This is a genomic window from Proteus terrae (assembly GCF_003144325.1).
Classification (GTDB): Bacteria; Pseudomonadota; Gammaproteobacteria; order Enterobacterales; family Enterobacteriaceae; genus Proteus; species Proteus terrae.
This window is the reverse complement of sequence record NZ_PENS01000002.1, coordinates 263,652-282,394: the sequence shown is the minus strand read 5'-3', so window position 1 is coordinate 282,394 and position 18,743 is coordinate 263,652. Positions and strand designations below refer to the sequence as shown.

Genomic DNA, 18,743 nt, shown 5'->3' with positions numbered 1-18,743 from the left:
GTAATAAATACTAATTATGAGCGAAAACACTCTAGTTTTGACAAACTTCACTTAATAAATTCTTCATCCATAAGTGGCCTTTATCACGCGCTGTTGACTCATGCCAAATCAAGTAACATGGACGCTCTGTTTTTTCCCAAGGTAATGACACGGCTTTAATATCTAATTGTTCAGAATAACTCTCAACTAACCATTTTGGTGCAATGGCAACCAAATAAGTTCTAGAAACAATATTTAATACACTATTTAAATCGGTTCCTTGATAAGTGATTAAATCTTCCAATTGAGTATTTTTATAATAAGATGTACTAAATGAACCAATATCATCTAAAGAAACAATGGAATGTTGCTCATTTAATAACATCTCTTGGGTTACACTCTCTTTAATACGAGGATGTTTATTAGAAACGACCAAAACAACTTCATCATTAAATAGTGGTTGTGAATGAAATTCAGACTTTTCAAATTCCTTATAGCTAATAAAAAATTCAACTTCTTGATATTTTAATTGGTGTTCTATATTGCTATTTAAATAAGATTTAATATTAACGTTAATATTAGGTGTTTCATTTTTAATTTGTTCAACTATTTTTGGTGCTAATTTTATATCGAGAGGGCTACAAATAGATAAATTAAATATACGCTCACTTTGTTCTGGTTCAAATCCTGCTCCTGGAAGCTCGTTATGAACCAATTGTAAGGCTTGTCTCACTGGACCAAAAAGTTGTTTAGCTCTTAACGTAGGCTGAATCCCTCGTCCATAACGAACAAATAATTCGTCATTAAACATAATTTTAAGGCGAGATACTGCATTACTTACTGCAGGTTGTGACATGCCCAAAACTTGCGCTGCACGGGTGACATTTTGCATTTGCATAACAGCATCAAATACCGTTAATAAATTAAGATCAACATTACGTAAATGCATATCTGTTGATTCTCTGCTGGTAACTGTTGCTGATGTGTAATCCGTCATTTCTTACTCCACTATGTTATCATAATAGCAAAATAAATATTATTAACCGAGATATTATTAATAATAGATAGGCTTCAACTATTACTTAAACTATTTATTAAAATTTATTATTAATCATCCATGAATATAACTAAACACATAAGTTTCATATCAATAAAAAAACGTATTTCATATAAGTGATGAAATTTGACATTAAAATTACATGTATAGAAAATGATTATATCAATATATATTACAACCTGTTTTACCTTCTGCCTTGCAAATAATAAAACAAAGTATGATAAAAATCATAATAAAATAATGTACTTTCATTCCTAAAATAGGTATCTGATAGCCATCATCATTAATAATACAATGATTTTTATTCTTACATTCAAAACGTTGCTCACATTCCTCAATCATCCCTTCTCTAACTGGCTCTTTTCTCTCTCTCAACTAGCTGGTTAAAAAAAAAGCAAACAATCGTTTAATTTTTCATTTCACTCTTTTTCAAACAACGTATGGAACATTAACCCAATCAATGAATACTTAATAGTTATAATCATTAGTAAAAATTTAGATATTAGTCAGAATCACTATATAAATTTTATAAATAACACTGATAAATAAATTAATAAATTCCAACGCTTGACATCTTTATTGGTATTAGGTATCAATAAATACAGATTATTGAGAACTTATCTAAGGATGTTTCATGTTAAACGCAATTTTACTATCAAGCCTACTACTACTCGCAACTTTTATGCGCGGTCGGCTTATGGGTAAAAAGTGAAACACACCTGCCCTTAGAGAGAAAACCCGCGCTAGTCGCGGGTTTTTTTATACCTGGGAGAGCGCAAACAGCAAATAAAAAGAGAAAGGAACAGATTATGAGCAACGACGTGATTATTTTTGATACCACATTGAGAGATGGCGAACAAGCATTGCAGGCGAGCTTAAGCGTAAAAGAGAAGCTACAAATTGCTTACGCTTTAGAGCGTTTAGGTGTGGATATCATTGAAGCGGGCTTTCCTGTTTCTTCTCCTGGTGATTTTGAATCTGTACAAACCATTGCACGAGAAATCAAAAATAGCCGCATTTGTGCACTAGCACGCTGTGTTGATAACGATATTGATGTTGCAGCAGAGTCTTTAAAAGTCGCTGAAGCTTTTCGTATCCACGTATTCTTGGCAACCTCAGCATTGCATGCTGAACACAAATTAAAAAAATCATTCGAAGATATTATTGAAATGGGCGTGAATTCGATAAAGCGCGCACGTCGCTACACCGATGACGTGGAATTCTCTTGCGAAGATGCAGGTCGTACTCATATCGATAATTTATGTCGAATTGTTGAAAGCGCAATTAATGCTGGCGCAACCACTATTAATATTCCAGATACCGTAGGTTATACAACACCTTATCAATTTGGTGGCATTATCACCAACTTGTTTGAGCGTGTTCCCAATATTGATAAAGCCATTATTTCTGTTCACTGTCATGACGATTTGGGTATGGCAGTTGCTAACTCAATTACCGCAGTACAAGCAGGTGCAAGACAAGTAGAAGGGACAATTAATGGCTTAGGCGAGCGCGCAGGCAACTGTGCATTAGAAGAAGTCATTATGGCGATAAAAGTCCGTGAACAAATGATGAATGTTCAAACACGAATTAATCACAAAGAAATTTATCGTACCAGTCAATTAGTCAGCCAATTATGTAATACGCCAATTCATGCTAATAAATCTGTTGTTGGCTCAAATGCATTCGCGCATTCATCAGGTATTCACCAAGATGGCGTTTTGAAAAATCGTGAAACCTACGAAATCATGACACCGGAATCTATCGGATTAAAAGAAGTGCAATTGAATTTAACTTCTCGCTCAGGCCGTGCTGCAGTTAAACACCGAATGGAAGAGATGGGTTATCGCGAAACAGATTATAACTTGGATACTTTATATTCGGCCTTCTTACGTTTAGCCGATAAAAAAGGCCAAGTCTTTGATTACGATTTGGAAGCTTTAGCATTTATGGGACAACAGCAACAAGAGCCTGATGAGTTTGTAATGAACTATTTTAATACTCAATCTGGTTCATCAACCGTTGCTACCGCAAGTGTCAGTATTACTCATGGTAATAAAGAAATTACTGAAGCAGCAACCGGTAATGGTCCCGTTGATGCAGTTTATCAAGCCATCTCCCGTGCAACAGGTTATCCATTAAAATTAGTCACTTACCAATTAACCGCTAAAGGTGAAGGTAGAGACGCTTTAGGACAAGTTGACATCGTTGTTGAATATCAAGGCCGTAAATTTCATGGAATGGGTTTAGAAACTGACATCGTAGGTTCATCCGCGAATGCCATGATCCACGTTATCAATAGCATTTGGCGCTCAGAGCAAGTCGAAATAGAAAAACGCAAACAACATACAACACAAGAAGCGGTTTAATTATGTCAAAAAATTATCATATTGCAGTATTACCCGGAGATGGTATTGGCCCTGAAGTCATGGCTCAAGCACAAAAAGTGATGAAGGCGATCAGTGAGCGTTTCTCACTTAATATCACAACAAAAGAATACGATATCGGTGGCATTGCCATTGATAATCATGGCACACCGTTGCCAGTAGATACCTTAGCAGGTTGTGAACAAGCTGATGCGATTTTATTTGGTTCTGTCGGTGGCCCTAAATGGGAACATTTACCTGCAAATGAACAGCCAGAACGCGGTGCTTTATTGCCATTACGCAAGCATTTTAAATTGTTCTGTAATTTACGCCCTGCACGCTTATATGAAGGCTTAGAAGCCTACTGCCCATTACGTGCTGATATCGCCCAGCGTGGTTTTGATATTTTATGTGTACGTGAATTAACAGGCGGTATCTACTTCGGTCAGCCTAAAGGTCGTGAAGGTGAAGGTGCACAAGAGCGTGCTTTTGATACTGAAGTTTATCATCGTTATGAGATTGAACGTATTGCACGCTTTGCGTTTGAGTCGGCACGTAAACGCCGTCATAAAGTAACCTCTATTGATAAAGCTAACGTATTACAAAGCTCTATTTTATGGCGTGAAGTTGTCACTGGGATAGCAAAAGAATATCCCGATGTTGAAATTCAACATATGTATATCGATAACGCGACAATGCAGTTAATTAAAGATCCATCTCAGTTTGATGTATTGCTGTGCTCTAATATTTTTGGCGATATTTTATCTGATGAATGCGCAATGATCACAGGCTCAATGGGAATGTTGCCATCTGCCAGTGTTAACGAAGAGCACTTTGGTTTATATGAACCCGCAGGAGGCTCTGCGCCTGATATAGCAGGTAAAAACATTGCTAATCCTATTGCACAAATTCTGTCTGCTGCACTGTTATTACGCTATAGCTTTAATGAAGATAATGCAGCTCAAGCCATTGAAGATGCTATCACACAAGTATTAGCAAAAGGCTATCGCACTGCAGATTTAGCGGGTGATGGCAACGCAATCACAACTGCCGAAATGGGTGATCGTATCGCTCAGTATATTCGTGAAGGGGCATAACATGGGTAAAACATTATATCAAAAAATTTATGATGCACATGTTGTCAGAGAAGTGAGTGATGAAACACCCATTTTGTATATCGATAGACATTTAGTGCATGAAGTGACATCACCTCAAGCCTTTGATGGATTAAGAACAAAAGGTCGCCCTGTTCGTCAACCGAATAAAACCTTTGCAACAATGGATCACAACGTATCAACACAAACTAAAGATATTAATGCTTGCGGTGATATGGCGAGAATTCAAATGCAAGAGTTGATGAAAAATTGCCAAGAATTTGGCGTGACGCTGTATGACTTAAATCATCCTTATCAAGGGATTGTTCACGTAATGGGGCCAGAGCAAGGCTTAACCTTACCGGGAATGACCATTGTTTGTGGTGACTCACATACTGCAACTCATGGTGCCTTTGGTTCATTAGCTTTTGGGATCGGAACTTCAGAAGTCGAACATGTTTTAGCAACTCAGACCTTAAAACAGTCTCGCGCTAAAACATTAAAAATTGAAGTTCAGGGTAAAACCGCTATTGGGATCACTGCGAAAGATATCGTATTAGCCATTATCGGCAAATTAGGTAGTGCAGGTGGTACGGGCTATATCGTTGAATTTGCGGGTGAAGCCATTGAAGCATTAAGCATGGAAGGTCGAATGACTTTATGCAATATGGCGATTGAAATGGGGGCTAAAGCAGGCTTAGTCGCACCTGATGACACCACTTTTGACTACTTAAAAGGGCGTCAATTTGCACCTAAAGATCAATCTTGGGATGAAGCTGTCGCTTATTGGAGAACCTTAAAGTCTGACGATGATGCAACTTTTGATGCCACAGTCACTATTAATGCTGCTGATATTGCGCCACAAGTCACATGGGGTACCAATCCTGGGCAAGTTATTGCTATTGACCAAATAGTCCCGTTATTAAATAGCTTTAACGATCCTGTAGAACGCGCTTCTGCTGAAAAAGCCTTGGCTTATATGGGATTAAATGAAGGTGTCAACTTAACAGATGTTGCTATCGATAAAGTCTTTATTGGCTCTTGTACAAACTCACGTATTGAAGATTTACGAGCGGCCGCTGAAATCGCAAAAGGCCATAAAGTTGCCTCTCATGTTCAGGCGATTGTAGTTCCGGGTTCAGGCCCTGTTAAAGCACAAGCTGAAGCAGAAGGCTTAGATAAAATCTTTATTGAAGCAGGTTTTGAATGGCGTTTACCGGGCTGTTCAATGTGTTTAGCGATGAATAACGACCGATTAAATCCGGGCGAACGTTGCGCATCCACCAGCAATCGTAACTTTGAAGGCCGCCAAGGTCGTGGAGGTCGAACACACTTAGTTAGTCCTGCAATGGCGGCAGCAGCAGCGATTAATGGTCATTTTGCAGATATTCGTACATTTGCAGTGGCATCTTAAAGGAGAACATGATGAATAAATTTACTCAACACACGGGTATTGCGGTTCCTTTAGATGCAGCAAATGTGGATACCGACGCCATTATTCCTAAGCAATTTTTACAGAAAGTAACGCGTACTGGCTTTGGTAAGCATCTATTTCATGATTGGCGTTTTTTGGATGATGAAGGTACTCAGCCTAATCCTGCGTTTATTTTGAATCAGCCAATTTACCAAGGTGCTTCTATTTTATTGGCACGAGAAAACTTTGGTTGTGGCTCATCTCGTGAACACGCACCTTGGGCATTAACTGATTATGGTTTTCACGCTGTTATCGCACCCAGTTTTGCTGATATTTTTTACGGGAATTCATTTAACAATCAATTATTACCAATCAAATTAAGTGATGATGAAGTCTCACAATTATTTGATTGGGTAAAAGAACATGCAGGCACCCCCATTACCGTAGATTTAGTGGCACAAGAGGTCAGAGCGGGTGAATTACATTTCTCTTTTGAAATCGACTCATTTCGCCGTCACTGTATGATTGAAGGATTAGACAGCATTGGATTAACACTGCAACACCAAGATGATATTAGTGCTTACGAGGCAAAACAACCTGCCTTTATGCGCTAATTAGAACAATTTTCACCTTCTTCTACTTTCTGTGATGTTTACTTTGTCATTCTTGCCGTAAATTCGTTTACGGCTTTTTTTGTCCCAACAAAACCCTTCTTATAAATAACCAATAAAAAAAGCCAGTGATCAATCATCACTGGCCGGTAATCACCGAATGCTCAAATGGGGGAGTCTGTCAGTATTCGTAATTTGTGATAACTAACATGAGAGCTAACTTTAAACGCAATCATTATGGGTCTAATATAAGGAAATTAAAATTGATCACTTTATCAAGGGATTTCCTCTTTTATGACCTCACCCCGCTTAGAATTACAATTTATTCGCTTATGGCAAGCCTTTCAGGGAAAAGCAACCGAAACAACATTACAAGAATTAGCACAAACCCTGCATTGCACTCGTCGTCATGTCCGCTCTTTATTAAATAAGATGCAAGAAATAGGTTGGATAAATTGGCAAGCAGAAGTTGGTCGAGGTAAAAAATCCACGCTTATTTTTCACTCTAATGCACTTGAGATCCAACAAAATCGCGCTGAAAGACTGATAGCAGAGAATGATATTGAAAAGCTTGTCGCGTTAATGGGTGATAAAGATTCAGTGCGCCAAATGGTGCTTTCACAGATTGAAAAAAGCTTTCATCCTGGTCAACAATTACTGCGCATTATTTACTATCGTCCTTTTAGAAATTTATTACCGGGAACACCATTAAGACGTTCTGAATTGCATTTAATGAGTCAGATATTTAACTCATTAGTGCATCTAAAAGAGGAAAATGGGGAAGTCGAAGCCGAGTTAGCTCATCATTGGCAAATGATCACAGAGCAACATTGGCGGTTTTATTTGCGTCCTTCTATCTATTTCCATCATGGTCGTGAGCTCACCCTTGAAGATATCAGTGCTTCTTTAATGAGAATGAAACACTGCAATCTTCTTTATGCGCATATAGAACAAATTTCCTCACCTCAACCTTATGTGCTGGATATTTTCTTAAGCGAAGCTGATAAGCAATTTGCAACGTTATTAGGGAGTCCACAAGCTGTTATTTTACCGCAAGAATGGGCATCACTCCCTTCTTTTGCACAACATCCTATTGGTACGGGTGCCTATCAGGTTATAGCCAATGATAAACATAAGCTACAAATCAAAGCCTTTAATCGCTATTTTGGCTTACGGGCATTATTAGATGAAATTGATATTTGGGTAGTTCCAGAACTGAATAACAAAATGGTCTGTTCAACTATTCATTTAACAGATGATGATACCAATAAAGATTCGCTAGAAAGCCGTAAAGAGGAAGGGTGTTATTTTCTGCTCTATGATAGTCGCTCAAAGCAGTGTCAACAGACTGAAATAAGGGAATGGTTAAGCAGTGTGTTAACCCCTGTTAATATGCTGACGCATTGTGATCCTTTCTATCAACGCCATTGGTCTCCTGCTTATGGGTTATTACTTCATTGGCATCACAGTAAATTAATCCGCCAACATCCCAAACCGGCTTCATTAACAAAACTGACAGTCACTCTTTATAAAGAGCATCATGAATACAGCACTATTGCAGATTTAATAAAAAGTATTTTATCTCAGTATGAGATCGAACTTACCATTCAAGTGCTTGACTATGAACAATGGTATTACGGTCAAGCTGACAGTGATATTTGGTTAGCGACAGTAAATTTTTATAAACCTTTAGAGTTCTCAATTTTTGCCGCACTTTATGAATTACCCCTCTTTCACCAATGTCTGGGAGCATCGTTTTCACAAGAGCTCACACTATGGCACCAAAAATCCTTGCCACTGGAAGAGTGGTGTCGCCAATTAACACAAGATATTTGGCTTTATCCTCTATTTCATCATTTATTAGAGCTACAAGGGCAGAGAACTATACGAGGTGTCAAAATGAATACCTTTGGCTGGTTTGATTTTAAATCAGCATGGTTTACGCCTGATATCGATACACCAAAGCTAAAATAGGTTATCGTCTCTTTTCAGTGTTCAAATTAACCATTATTTATGTTAATTCACAGAAACCTTGAAAGTTATAAACACCCACATAAACACTTAGGGGATTTATTCACTTTTTCTGTGGATATCTATGTGAAAAAGAGTGAGATAATCAGGGTATAGTTTTTGTATTGTTAGAAAGGCTGTTGATACAATTTTTAAAATATCACTTATAATTCAAATTAGTAGCCAAATTTTAATGCCTATTTCAGCGATTGGATAAAACAATTAAAAGACCCTCTCGCTTAAATCGTACAAAAAATAACCATAGGGTGTTTTATCCACAGGTTATGCCGATTAGTTAGACAAAATAGGATAATTTTGGCAAATATCTGTAAAAGTCAAGGCTGTAAATCAGAACAGTGATCTCACTTTCTATGAGTTATCCCATAAAGCTGTGGATAACCTAGTGTAAAAGCCTGTTTATGATTTCAGGATAACCGTGCACAACTTGGAATTATAAATTTCAATTAGCGAATTAACTCAAAAAAATGATGATATATCATGCTATTATGATTTAAATAAAATAAAGCTAAATACGTTATCAACAACCCGTTTTTTCTGTCTATTATTTATACAAGAAGATAATAACTATGTTTAAGCCACCAGTCGCCCCCGAAAATGAGCAGGTTTTATTCGAACGAGCTAAAGCGCTTGCGGGTTATACTTTTGGTGAACTTGCCACTTTTGCACAACTCCCTATCCCAATCGATCTTAAAAGAGATAAAGGTTGGGTAGGTATGTTGTTGGAATATTATTTAGGCGCAAGTGCGGGTAGCAAACCTGAACAAGATTTCAGTGAATTGGGCATTGAACTAAAAACAATTCCAATTGATAGATTGGGTATGCCTTTAGAAACCACTTTTGTCTGTGTCGCAGCATTGACTGGAAACAGCGGTATTACATGGGAAAATAGCCATGTAAAACGTAAGCTCTCAAAAGTGTTATGGGTGCCTGTTGAAGGAGAAAGGGAAATACCATTAGCACAACGTCGCGTCGCCTCTCCGTTACTTTGGAGCCCTAATAGTACTGAAGAAGAACTATTACGTCATGATTGGGAAGAGCTAATGGATATGATTGTGTTAGGTAAAGTAGAAAGCATTACCGCACGTCACGGGCAAGTCTTACAAATCCGTCCCAAAGCCGCAAACAGCAAAGCATTAACAGAAGCTATTGGTGAAGATGGGCAACGTATTATGACCTTACCCAGAGGCTTCTATTTAAAAAAGAATTTTACCGCCCCTCTGCTTGCTCGTTATTTTCAGCTTTAATTTCGTTATAAATCGCCCGCAATAAATAACCCTGTGTCATTATTTTAAATCACACAGGGTATTGATAAATAACTTTTTATTTTATTGATTAACGATAAACAATACCGCCATCAGTTAAAATTGCTTGGCCTGTAATATAGTCAGAATCATCACTTGATAAGAAAGCAACGAGGGCAGCAACATCATCAGGGGTTTGAGCACGACCCAATGCAATACCTTCAACATATTTCTTATAGGTTTCGCCTTTTGGTGCTCCAGTTATCTCAGCAAATCGCTCATCAATTTCAACCCACATATCTGTGCCTACAATACCAGGGCAGTATGCATTCACAGTAATACCAGCACTAGCATACTCTTTTGCTGCGGCTTGTGTCAGCGCACGTACAGCAAACTTAGTTGCAGAATAAACGCCTAACATTGCAAAGCCATCGTGTCCTGCAATAGAAGAAGCATTAATAATTTTACCTTTATGACCTAATGCTTTAAATTTCTCTGATGCTGCTTGGATCCCCCACATGGTGCCATTTACGTTAATTTTGAAGATCCTATCCATATCTTCAGGTGTTACGTCAGCCAGAGGCTTAACTTGGGCAATACCTGCGTTATTGATCATCACATCAAAGCCACCTAATGCCTTTTCAGCATGTTCAACAGCAGCAAAAACTTCATCACGATGACTAATATCAGCAGCAAAAATTGTTGTTTTACGTCCGAGAGCTTCAATTTCTTTTGCAACATCCGCTAACTTATCTGCTTTCAAGTCAACCAGAGCAATATCAGCACCTTCTTTTGCTAAACGCAATGCAATGCCACGGCCAATTCCCTGAGCAGCGCCCGTAACTAAAATTACTTTACCATTCAAAGCCATTGTCTTTCTCCTGAATATTTACAGATGAAAAAATTCTTCTAAAAAAGAATTTTGTTAATAGATTAACAGTAACAATTAAACAGGCGGGTGACAAAATAACGATCATTCGCTAGTAAACTCAATAATAGCGATTAAACACTCTATAAATAATTATCATTTAGAATAAGTACTCTATAAATGATAAAATAAGCACTAAAAAGAGCAGAAAAGACATTTGAGAAGTAAGTTTATTTATTAGCAAAAAATGCTTAACTTATTAATAGATAGAAGGAAAATAAAAAAGCGATACCTAACAGATATCGCTTTGTCTTTAATTTCTGAAATTAAAAGAAATTATTTTTTTGCGGCTTGCAGATACAACATATCAAGAGCAATGGTTGCACCTGCAAGTGCTGTAATATCCGATTGATCGTAAGCTGGAGAAACTTCAACTAAATCCATGCCGACAATATTTAACGGTTGTAATGCACGTAAGATCTTCAGTGCTTTATCTGTTGTTAAACCACCTACAACCGGTGTTCCTGTTCCTGGTGCAAACGCAGGATCAAGACAGTCAATATCAAAAGTCAGATAAACAGGGAGATCACCAACAATACCTTTGATCTGATCAACAAGATCAGTTACACCACGATCGTTAACTTGTGCAGCATCTAATACAGTGAAACCATTATCACTGTCATGATCAGTACGAATACCAATTTGAACAGAGTGGTTAGGATCGATTAATCCTTCATTTGGTGCATGGAAGAACATTGTACCGTGGTCAAATTTACTCCCATTACCATAAGTATCAGTATGCGCATCAAAATGAACTAATGCCATCTTACCGAAGTGTTTTGCATGGGCACGTAATAAAGGCAATGTGACAAAATGGTCACCACCAAACGTTAAGCACTTTTTACCTGCGGCTAATAACTTCTCTGTATGAGCTTGTAATTTATCGCTCATATCTTGCGCATCACCGAAGTTAAACACTAAATCACCACAATCGACAACGCTTAAACGTTCACGCATATCGAAATCCCACGGCCAGCGATTGCCTTCCCATGCTAAATTCGTTGAAATTTGACGAATAGCGCCTGGTCCATGACGAGTTCCTGCACGACCCGATGTTGCCATATCAAAAGGCACACCCGTAATAACCCAATCTGCATCACTGCTATAAGGCTGAAAATTCAGTGGAAAACGTAAAAAACCAAATGCATTAGAGATCAATGAATTATCAGTCTCATTACCTAACGTACTATTTTTCATGCTATTACCTCTGTTACTTATTTAAAATAAGCAACATACAAATCAATATGATAGATAAAGAGTGATGTTTAATAACATCACTCTTGCATTGGAAAGTGAAGAATTACTCTTCTTCTTCCAGATACGTATAACCGTATAAACCACTTTCAAATTCAGTCAGGAATTGCTCTTGTAACGCTTCATCTAACTGTGCATTTTTTACTTGGGTGCGGAAACGCTCTAACAGCACGGTAGGATTTAACTTAACGTACTGAAGCATATCAGCAACTGTGTCGCCCTCTTCACTTTGCACGTAAGTTAGATTGCCTTTCTCATCAAGGTAAACGTCAACAGCTGCCGTATCACCAAATAAGTTATGCATATTGCCTAAAATTTCCTGATAAGCTCCTACCATAAAGAAGCCGATCATTGGTGGATATTCAGGATCATAAGCTGGCATTGGCATTGTTGTTTCAACACCATCACCATCAACATAATGGTCAATAATACCATCTGAGTCACAAGTGATATCGAGTAAAACTGCCCGACGATCAAGTGGTTTATCTAACCCTTCAATAGGTAATACAGGGAATAACTGGTCAATACCCCATGCATCAGGTAAAGATTGGAACAATGAGAAGTTAACATAGAACTTATCTGACATACGTTCTTGTAACTCATCAATAATAGGACGATGGGCGCGATTGCTTGGATCTAAATCGTACTGAATACGACGACAGATATTCAAATACAGCTCTTCTGCCCATGCACGCTCTGTCAGGCTTAACATACCGTGAACATATTGAGTATGCACATCATGTAAGTCTAATTGGCTATCGTGTAACCATTCACGTAATGAACGGCTATGCCCCTTTGTTTGCATCTCTTCCCATGTTTCCCAAAGGCTTGCAATCGGTCTTGCAGCATCATCTTCAGGTGGTGTAATTGCCGTAAATTCATTACGTTCAACACCGATCACATTAGAAATTAATACAGTATGGTGTGCTGTTAATGCACGACCTGACTCAGTAATAACGGTTGGATGTGGTAAATCATTTTCATCACATGCGTCACCTATCGCCCAAATAACGTTATTCGCATATTCATTAAGGCCATAGTTAACAGAGCAATCAGATTGTGATCGTGTACCTTCATAGTCCACACCTAAACCGCCACCCACATCGAAATACTGAATATTCACGCCCAGTTTATGCAGTTCAACATAGAAGCGTGCAGATTCACGAACACCGGTTGCGATATCACGGATATTCGCCATTTGTGATCCCAAATGGAAATGCAGTAATTGCAGGCTATCTAAGCGGTCAGCTTGGCGTAACATATCAATTAATTGCAGAACTTGTGTCGCGGCTAAACCAAATTTTGATTTTTCACCGCCACTAGCCTGCCATTTTCCTGATCCTTGCGAAGCAAGACGAGCGCGAACACCTAAACGTGGAATAACTTCTAAACGTTCAGCTTCTTCAAGAACCATTTTAATCTCAGACATTTTCTCAATAACTAAGAAAACTTTATGCCCAAGTTTTTCGCCAGTGAGTGCTAGACGAATATACTCACGGTCTTTATAACCATTACAAACAATCACAGAACTTGTCATATTGGCATGAGCAAGTACTGCCATTAATTCTGCTTTAGAGCCAGCCTCTAAACCTAAAGGCTCTCCTGCATTTACTAATGACTCAATAACACGACGTTGTTGGTTAACTTTAATTGGATAAACTAAAAAATAGTCACCTTTATAACCATAGGATTCACGCGCACGATGAAACGCGGCATTAATCGAACGTAAACGATGTTGTAGTATTTGAGGGAAGCAAAAAAGCGCTGGTAAACGCAGGTTCGATTGCTCTTCTTGAACTCGTTTAACCAATTCGGTTAAATCAAAAGTTGCATCAGGAACATCAGGATTAGGACAAACGCTAATATTTCCCCGATTATTCGCTAAATAGTAACCGCCCCCCCAATATGCAATGTTATAGGTCTGCTGCATCTTACGAGCGATGTTATCATTCATGACATTCTCCTTAGGGAGTATGAGTTTATACCTTGCCTGTCATCATAGTAGTCAATTATCCGACAAAAATCTGAAACGACTGATAAATAACAGTTGGAAGTAATGACTCACTATATATTTTTTATATGATTATCCAGCTATACGCAGGACATAATAGTAGAAAGTTCTCGAGTTAACCTATAACGAGTTAACACAATCACCTATTGGCAAGTAACAGACAACTTCGCTCTAAAGAGAAGGAGCTCAAAGAGGAAATCACTCTAGATATACTACGTGTATAGTATTGACGAGTACTGTTTTGGTTTTTGAAAAGACTAACCTGTAGACAATGGATCATTACCCATTCACTCCACACATGGCTTAAACCTATAAGCCATTTCCCTAACAGAGAAACAGGATCAGAAATCCTGCGGTTTACACTGTGTTCAGATTTCACAGTAACCGCGAGGTTATACCTTTAGTTAGTTAAAAATGCAAAGCAAAAAGTACAAAAAACTTTTTTTTCTCTCCCCCTATTTTCTTGATACAAAAATAGTGAGCAATAAAAAATAAGATTAACTGTTTGATTCTGCTTTATCCCTATATTTGATTAAAAAAAACTGGAATTAAAGAGAGAAGAGTCATAAAATAGACGTCTAGATGTTAAAACATCCATCCTTAAACCGTTTGTATTAAGGTAACGAGATATAATGACTACACACCTTTTTACTTCTGAATCAGTCTCAGAAGGTCATCCAGATAAAATTGCAGATCAGATTTCTGATGCTGTTCTGGATGCAATTTTAGAACAAGATCCAAAAGCACGTGTTGCCTGCGAAACTTACGTTAAGACAGGCATGGTTATGGTAGGCGGAGAAATTACCACCAAAGCTTGGGTCGATATAGAAGAAATTACACGTAACACTGTTCGTGAAATCGGCTATACCAGTTCCGACATGGGCTTTGATGCTAATTCCTGCGCAGTTATCAGTGCGATTGGTAAACAATCACCTGATATTAATCAAGGCGTTGACCGTGCAAATCCATTAGAACAAGGCGCTGGCGACCAAGGTTTAATGTTTGGTTATGCAACCAACGAAACTGACGTATTAATGCCTGCACCAATTACTTATGCTCATCGTTTAGTTCAACGCCAAGCACAAGTGCGTAAAAGCGGCACTTTACCTTGGTTACGTCCTGATGCGAAGAGCCAAATTACCTTCCAATACGACAACAATAAAGTTGTTGGTATTGATGCTGTTGTATTATCAACTCAGCATTCTGAAGAGATATCACAAAAAGATCTGCATGAAGCTGTGATGGAAGAGATCATTAAACCTATTCTGCCAGCAGAATGGTTAAATGAACAAACTAAGTATTTCATCAACCCAACAGGCCGTTTTGTTATCGGTGGACCAATGGGTGACTGTGGTTTAACCGGTCGTAAAATCATTGTTGATACTTACGGCGGTATGGCTCGTCACGGTGGCGGTGCTTTCTCTGGTAAAGATCCATCGAAAGTTGACCGTTCAGCAGCTTATGCAGCTCGTTACGTTGCTAAAAATATCGTGGCAGCAGGTTTAGCAGATCGTTGTGAAATTCAAGTTTCTTACGCAATCGGTGTGGCAGAGCCAACATCAATTATGGTAGAAACATTTGGTACTGAAAAAGTTCCAACAGCACAACTGATTCTGTTAGTGCGTGAATTCTTTGACTTACGTCCTTACGGATTAATTCAAATGTTAGATTTACTGCACCCAATCTACCAAAAAACGGCTGCTTACGGTCACTTTGGTCGCCCTGAATTCCCTTGGGAAGCAACAGACAAAGCTGAAATCTTACGTGAAGCAGCAGGCTTAAAATAAATCTTTTGCCAATAACATCACGTTATTGATAAGACCACATCTTTATAGATGTGGTCTTTTTATTGGCTTCTATTTATCAAACTCATAAAAAAAAACCCGCAATCATACGGGGATCTCAATAAGAGAAAACGAGAACATAGATTTATGATGAAACTGTTTCCTATAAAAAGTTAGTTAGGGTAGTTAATCCACTCACCTCCATTTAACTTGATATAAGACTGTCCTTGATAATCAACCACAACCGTAGCTTGGTTTTCCGCAACATTGGCAGTTTTAGGAAGCTCACTGGCTAAGGCGTTCCAATCAATAACAGATTGGTTAAAAACATCACCATTCACATTACGAGAAATAAGTTCAGAGATAGCCAAATAGCTGCTAGGTTCATCGACAATCACAGGAGGATAAAATTGTGCTCTATCCTTTATTCCTGTGAAACGAATACCAACAGGAACGGTAGTAATACTTTGGCTTGGAATATCTCTTAAACCTGACATTTGTGTCTTATCGCCTTGTAACGCGGCACCATGTTCAGGCACAATCACCACCATCACTTTTCTTCCTTTCTTATCTAGCTCATTCATAAAGCCATCTAAGTCATCAAGTAATGTAGAAGCGCGTTTGCCATAATCAGCGGTGTTATTTTCGCCTACATAACGGTTACCATCATGTAATGATACCAAGTTCACAAAGGTCACAGAGCGACTCTCATTAGACTCTTCACGCGCTTTCAACCAACGTTGTAATGTTTCCTTATCGTTGTAAATTTTGGTGCCATCAAATGCGGTAATTTGATGAGAAAGATTTTCTTGATCTTGTAAGGCGATATTAAGATCACCGAGTTGCTGAATTTCTTTGAGGTAATTACCAAACTTCCCGTTATGATCAAGAACCAATTTCTTGGCAAATCCCAACGAAGCCAGATTATTCATCAGTAAACATTGTGCATCTGCGGGATCGTATAAATCAGAGTGGTAAGTCTGACCACAACTCGCGCGTAATAATCTTAATGATGCGGGACCGCTATAAGAAGATACGGTATTAAAGTGACTAAATAACACATCAAAGTTACCCCAAATAGGGTGTTCTTGTAGTCCAATAGCTGCCGCATCTGCAGTAGAAAGTGAACAAATATTAATAATTAAGATATCAAAAGGCTGAGCATTGGCTGCTAATTGCGCAGGAAATGGTGTTATACGTTTTTTCTCATAACCATAAAACTGAGTTAACCAATCATCCAATACCTTATTAGTGGCCTTCAGTTTTTGTGGTGGATAAACGGTATTAATAGACACAGTCTCTACTTCTTTAGTTGGTACAACTTCGGAGGAAACTTGCGGTTCAACTGATGCTGGTAATACTTCAGTATCTTTAGCTACTACCGTGTTTTTTTCTGTACTAATGTTACTTTCTTGCGTAAAAGAATTAGCGGAAACAGCAGGCACCACACCTTGAGAAAAATGAGTAAACCCACCAAGATTTAACCACAACACCCCCGCAATAATAAAAACGGATACCCTTACCCACTGTTCAATAAAAAGGTAGCCCACTAACAAAATAAAGGCGACACCTATCATTTTGATATTAATAAAATTAACAGTTAACTCAACAAGATAATCAAAGGAAAACTGTTTAAGCTGTCCACCTTGTGCAAGAACCGTTGAAAAACTGGGTAACCAAGTATCGTGGTAAAATAATATTATCCCTATTGGGATAGCGACCCAATTACGCATTTTATGCCAAATATTTTTTGGTAATGGGAACAATAAAAAGGCTAGAAAAAGTAAATTGCTAAAAGCATCAAAATTTAAATAACCATACCAAAGTAAAACAAACTTTAATAAAAAATAGAAATTCCATGCTCCCAACCCATGCCAGTAATGTAAAAAATCGAACTGGGTTGTATTAGATTTGTTCATTTTGATTTCCTACTCTTTAGTATAAATGAATCCAATTCGACAGTTATATGATTACTCACATCTGTCTTTTTATTACTTCTGATATTTAATTAACTACTAAATAAACATATAAGAGAATATTTATTTAAAACCAAGTAAAAACCCTTAAATAAAAAACAACAAAAAAGAAAATCTCGCCAGGAAATACTGACCTCTTATATAAAAGAAAGACAATTGCGATAGCCAACTTATTTAAGCTGGATTTAAAAACAAAACACTCAACGTTCTATTTATATAATAGCGTCTATTTTTAAAAGTGATGAATTATTTACATTAAATAATGAAACACAGAGTTATCTTATTTTTATATTTCGAAACAAACACAAAACAAAGTACACATTAATAACAACACATAACAACCAACAAACATAAATATCAACAAGTAAACAAAAACCCAAATATAAGAACATAAACAATCACTAAAAGACTAAAAATAATGATTATTATATTAAAAATGATATAGATCAATACATAATAACGATTATCGGATTTGAATAGTTTAATATATTGTTATAAACAGCTAATTTACATTTCTTTTTTATTGCTTTATTTTGCAGCTAAACTCTTTCAGTTATTATTTAGTGAGCGTAATTAAAAAAAACCAATAAAATATAAAAAATAAAACCAATAGTCATCATTTATGAAAATAAGACAATAAATATCTATTTTATGTGTTTTTACGTAATTGAAATAATGTATTTTAAAGCATACTCTAAAATAGAAAGCTTAAATAAATATAACACACCATTAATTAACCACTATTTTATCGAGATTTTAATTTTGATAGAAATTTATTTTTCTTTTATCCAGAGGTTATTAAAATGAAAAATGAAAGTTTTATTAACTCAAATATGAAAATAGAAAAAAATAATCTAAATAAGGACATTGATAAACTAAAAAAATTATTTTCATTAAATAATTATCACTATCAGGATATCAATAAAGAAGAACAAAATAGTGTGCTTATTTATCGATGGCCATTACTTAATGCATTTCATTACATGACTAAATGAGG

Annotated in this window: 13 protein-coding genes; 8 read left to right on the top strand and 5 right to left on the bottom strand. The window is 37.2% G+C overall.

The window, feature by feature from the left end:
• Positions 1-31: 31 nt before the first annotated feature.
• The gene (gene leuO / locus DK857_RS03200) at positions 32-976 is read right to left on the bottom strand and encodes a transcriptional regulator LeuO (protein WP_109392856.1); all 945 of its coding nucleotides are present in this window, start codon (positions 974-976) and stop codon (positions 32-34) included.
• A gap of 869 nt (positions 977-1,845) precedes the next feature.
• Here leuO and leuA point away from each other — a divergent pair.
• The 6 genes from leuA (at position 1,846) to mutH (ending at position 9,796) form a co-directional block, all read left to right on the top strand.
• Positions 1,846-3,405 carry a 2-isopropylmalate synthase gene (gene leuA, locus DK857_RS03190; RefSeq protein ID WP_109392855.1) on the top strand — a complete coding sequence of 520 codons (1,560 nt, stop codon included), beginning with the start codon at positions 1,846-1,848 and terminating at the stop codon, positions 3,403-3,405.
• 2 nt (positions 3,406-3,407) lie between these two features.
• Complete coding sequence (gene leuB / locus DK857_RS03185) at positions 3,408-4,499, top strand: 3-isopropylmalate dehydrogenase (protein WP_109401533.1); 1,092 nt, start codon at positions 3,408-3,410, stop codon at positions 4,497-4,499.
• 1 nt (position 4,500) lies between these two features.
• A complete protein-coding gene (leuC, locus tag DK857_RS03180) occupies positions 4,501-5,910 on the top strand; it encodes a 3-isopropylmalate dehydratase large subunit (protein ID WP_109401532.1) in 1,410 nt (469 codons plus the stop codon).
• Positions 5,911-5,918: 8 nt separating this feature from the next.
• Positions 5,919-6,524 (top strand): 3-isopropylmalate dehydratase small subunit, encoded by a 606-nt coding sequence (gene leuD, locus DK857_RS03175; protein WP_088494910.1) that lies wholly within the window; start codon positions 5,919-5,921, stop codon positions 6,522-6,524.
• A gap of 291 nt (positions 6,525-6,815) precedes the next feature.
• Positions 6,816-8,495: an HTH-type transcriptional regulator SgrR gene (sgrR, locus tag DK857_RS03170; RefSeq protein ID WP_109401531.1), complete on the top strand. Its 1,680-nt coding sequence runs from the start codon at positions 6,816-6,818 to the stop codon at positions 8,493-8,495.
• 623 nt (positions 8,496-9,118) lie between these two features.
• On the top strand, positions 9,119-9,796 hold the full coding sequence (mutH, locus tag DK857_RS03165; RefSeq protein WP_109401530.1) for a DNA mismatch repair endonuclease MutH: 678 nt from the start codon (positions 9,119-9,121) through the stop codon (positions 9,794-9,796).
• Positions 9,797-9,884: 88 nt separating this feature from the next.
• Here mutH and DK857_RS03160 read toward each other — a convergent pair whose 3' ends face one another.
• The 3 genes from DK857_RS03160 to speA all read right to left on the bottom strand — a co-directional run bounded on the left by DK857_RS03160 (position 9,885) and on the right by speA (position 13,929).
• Positions 9,885-10,664, bottom strand: a complete 780-nt coding sequence (locus DK857_RS03160) for an acetoin reductase (protein ID WP_109401529.1) — start codon at positions 10,662-10,664, stop codon at positions 9,885-9,887.
• 333 nt (positions 10,665-10,997) lie between these two features.
• Positions 10,998-11,918, bottom strand: a complete 921-nt coding sequence (gene speB / locus DK857_RS03155; protein ID WP_036912424.1) for an agmatinase — start codon at positions 11,916-11,918, stop codon at positions 10,998-11,000.
• 103 nt (positions 11,919-12,021) lie between these two features.
• The gene (speA, locus tag DK857_RS03150) at positions 12,022-13,929 is read right to left on the bottom strand and encodes a biosynthetic arginine decarboxylase (protein ID WP_109392850.1); all 1,908 of its coding nucleotides are present in this window, start codon (positions 13,927-13,929) and stop codon (positions 12,022-12,024) included.
• A gap of 689 nt (positions 13,930-14,618) precedes the next feature.
• Between speA and metK the strand changes: the two genes are divergently transcribed.
• A complete protein-coding gene (gene metK / locus DK857_RS03145) occupies positions 14,619-15,773 on the top strand; it encodes a methionine adenosyltransferase (RefSeq protein ID WP_075670747.1) in 1,155 nt (384 codons plus the stop codon).
• A 170-nt stretch (positions 15,774-15,943) separates the two neighbouring features.
• Here metK and bcsG read toward each other — a convergent pair whose 3' ends face one another.
• Positions 15,944-17,689, bottom strand: a complete 1,746-nt coding sequence (gene bcsG / locus DK857_RS03140) for a cellulose biosynthesis protein BcsG (RefSeq protein WP_109401528.1) — start codon at positions 17,687-17,689, stop codon at positions 15,944-15,946.
• An 860-nt stretch (positions 17,690-18,549) separates the two neighbouring features.
• On the opposite strand from bcsG, the gene bcsR reads away from it, so the two are divergent.
• Positions 18,550-18,741, top strand: a complete 192-nt coding sequence (gene bcsR, locus DK857_RS03135) for a cellulose biosynthesis protein BcsR (RefSeq protein ID WP_109392848.1) — start codon at positions 18,550-18,552, stop codon at positions 18,739-18,741.
• Positions 18,742-18,743: the final 2 nt, after the last annotated feature.

Coding starts and splice junctions, on each gene's coding strand:
- leuO (WP_109392856.1), bottom strand. CDS start 976: ATGACGGATTACACATCAGCAACAGTTACCAGCAGAGAATCAACAGAT.
- leuA (WP_109392855.1), top strand. CDS start 1,846: ATGAGCAACGACGTGATTATTTTTGATACCACATTGAGAGATGGCGAA.
- leuB (WP_109401533.1), top strand. CDS start 3,408: ATGTCAAAAAATTATCATATTGCAGTATTACCCGGAGATGGTATTGGC.
- leuC (WP_109401532.1), top strand. CDS start 4,501: ATGGGTAAAACATTATATCAAAAAATTTATGATGCACATGTTGTCAGA.
- leuD (WP_088494910.1), top strand. CDS start 5,919: ATGATGAATAAATTTACTCAACACACGGGTATTGCGGTTCCTTTAGAT.
- sgrR (WP_109401531.1), top strand. CDS start 6,816: ATGACCTCACCCCGCTTAGAATTACAATTTATTCGCTTATGGCAAGCC.
- mutH (WP_109401530.1), top strand. CDS start 9,119: ATGTTTAAGCCACCAGTCGCCCCCGAAAATGAGCAGGTTTTATTCGAA.
- DK857_RS03160 (WP_109401529.1), bottom strand. CDS start 10,664: ATGGCTTTGAATGGTAAAGTAATTTTAGTTACGGGCGCTGCTCAGGGA.
- speB (WP_036912424.1), bottom strand. CDS start 11,918: ATGAAAAATAGTACGTTAGGTAATGAGACTGATAATTCATTGATCTCT.
- speA (WP_109392850.1), bottom strand. CDS start 13,929: ATGAATGATAACATCGCTCGTAAGATGCAGCAGACCTATAACATTGCA.
- metK (WP_075670747.1), top strand. CDS start 14,619: ATGACTACACACCTTTTTACTTCTGAATCAGTCTCAGAAGGTCATCCA.
- bcsG (WP_109401528.1), bottom strand. CDS start 17,689: ATGAACAAATCTAATACAACCCAGTTCGATTTTTTACATTACTGGCAT.
- bcsR (WP_109392848.1), top strand. CDS start 18,550: ATGAAAAATGAAAGTTTTATTAACTCAAATATGAAAATAGAAAAAAAT.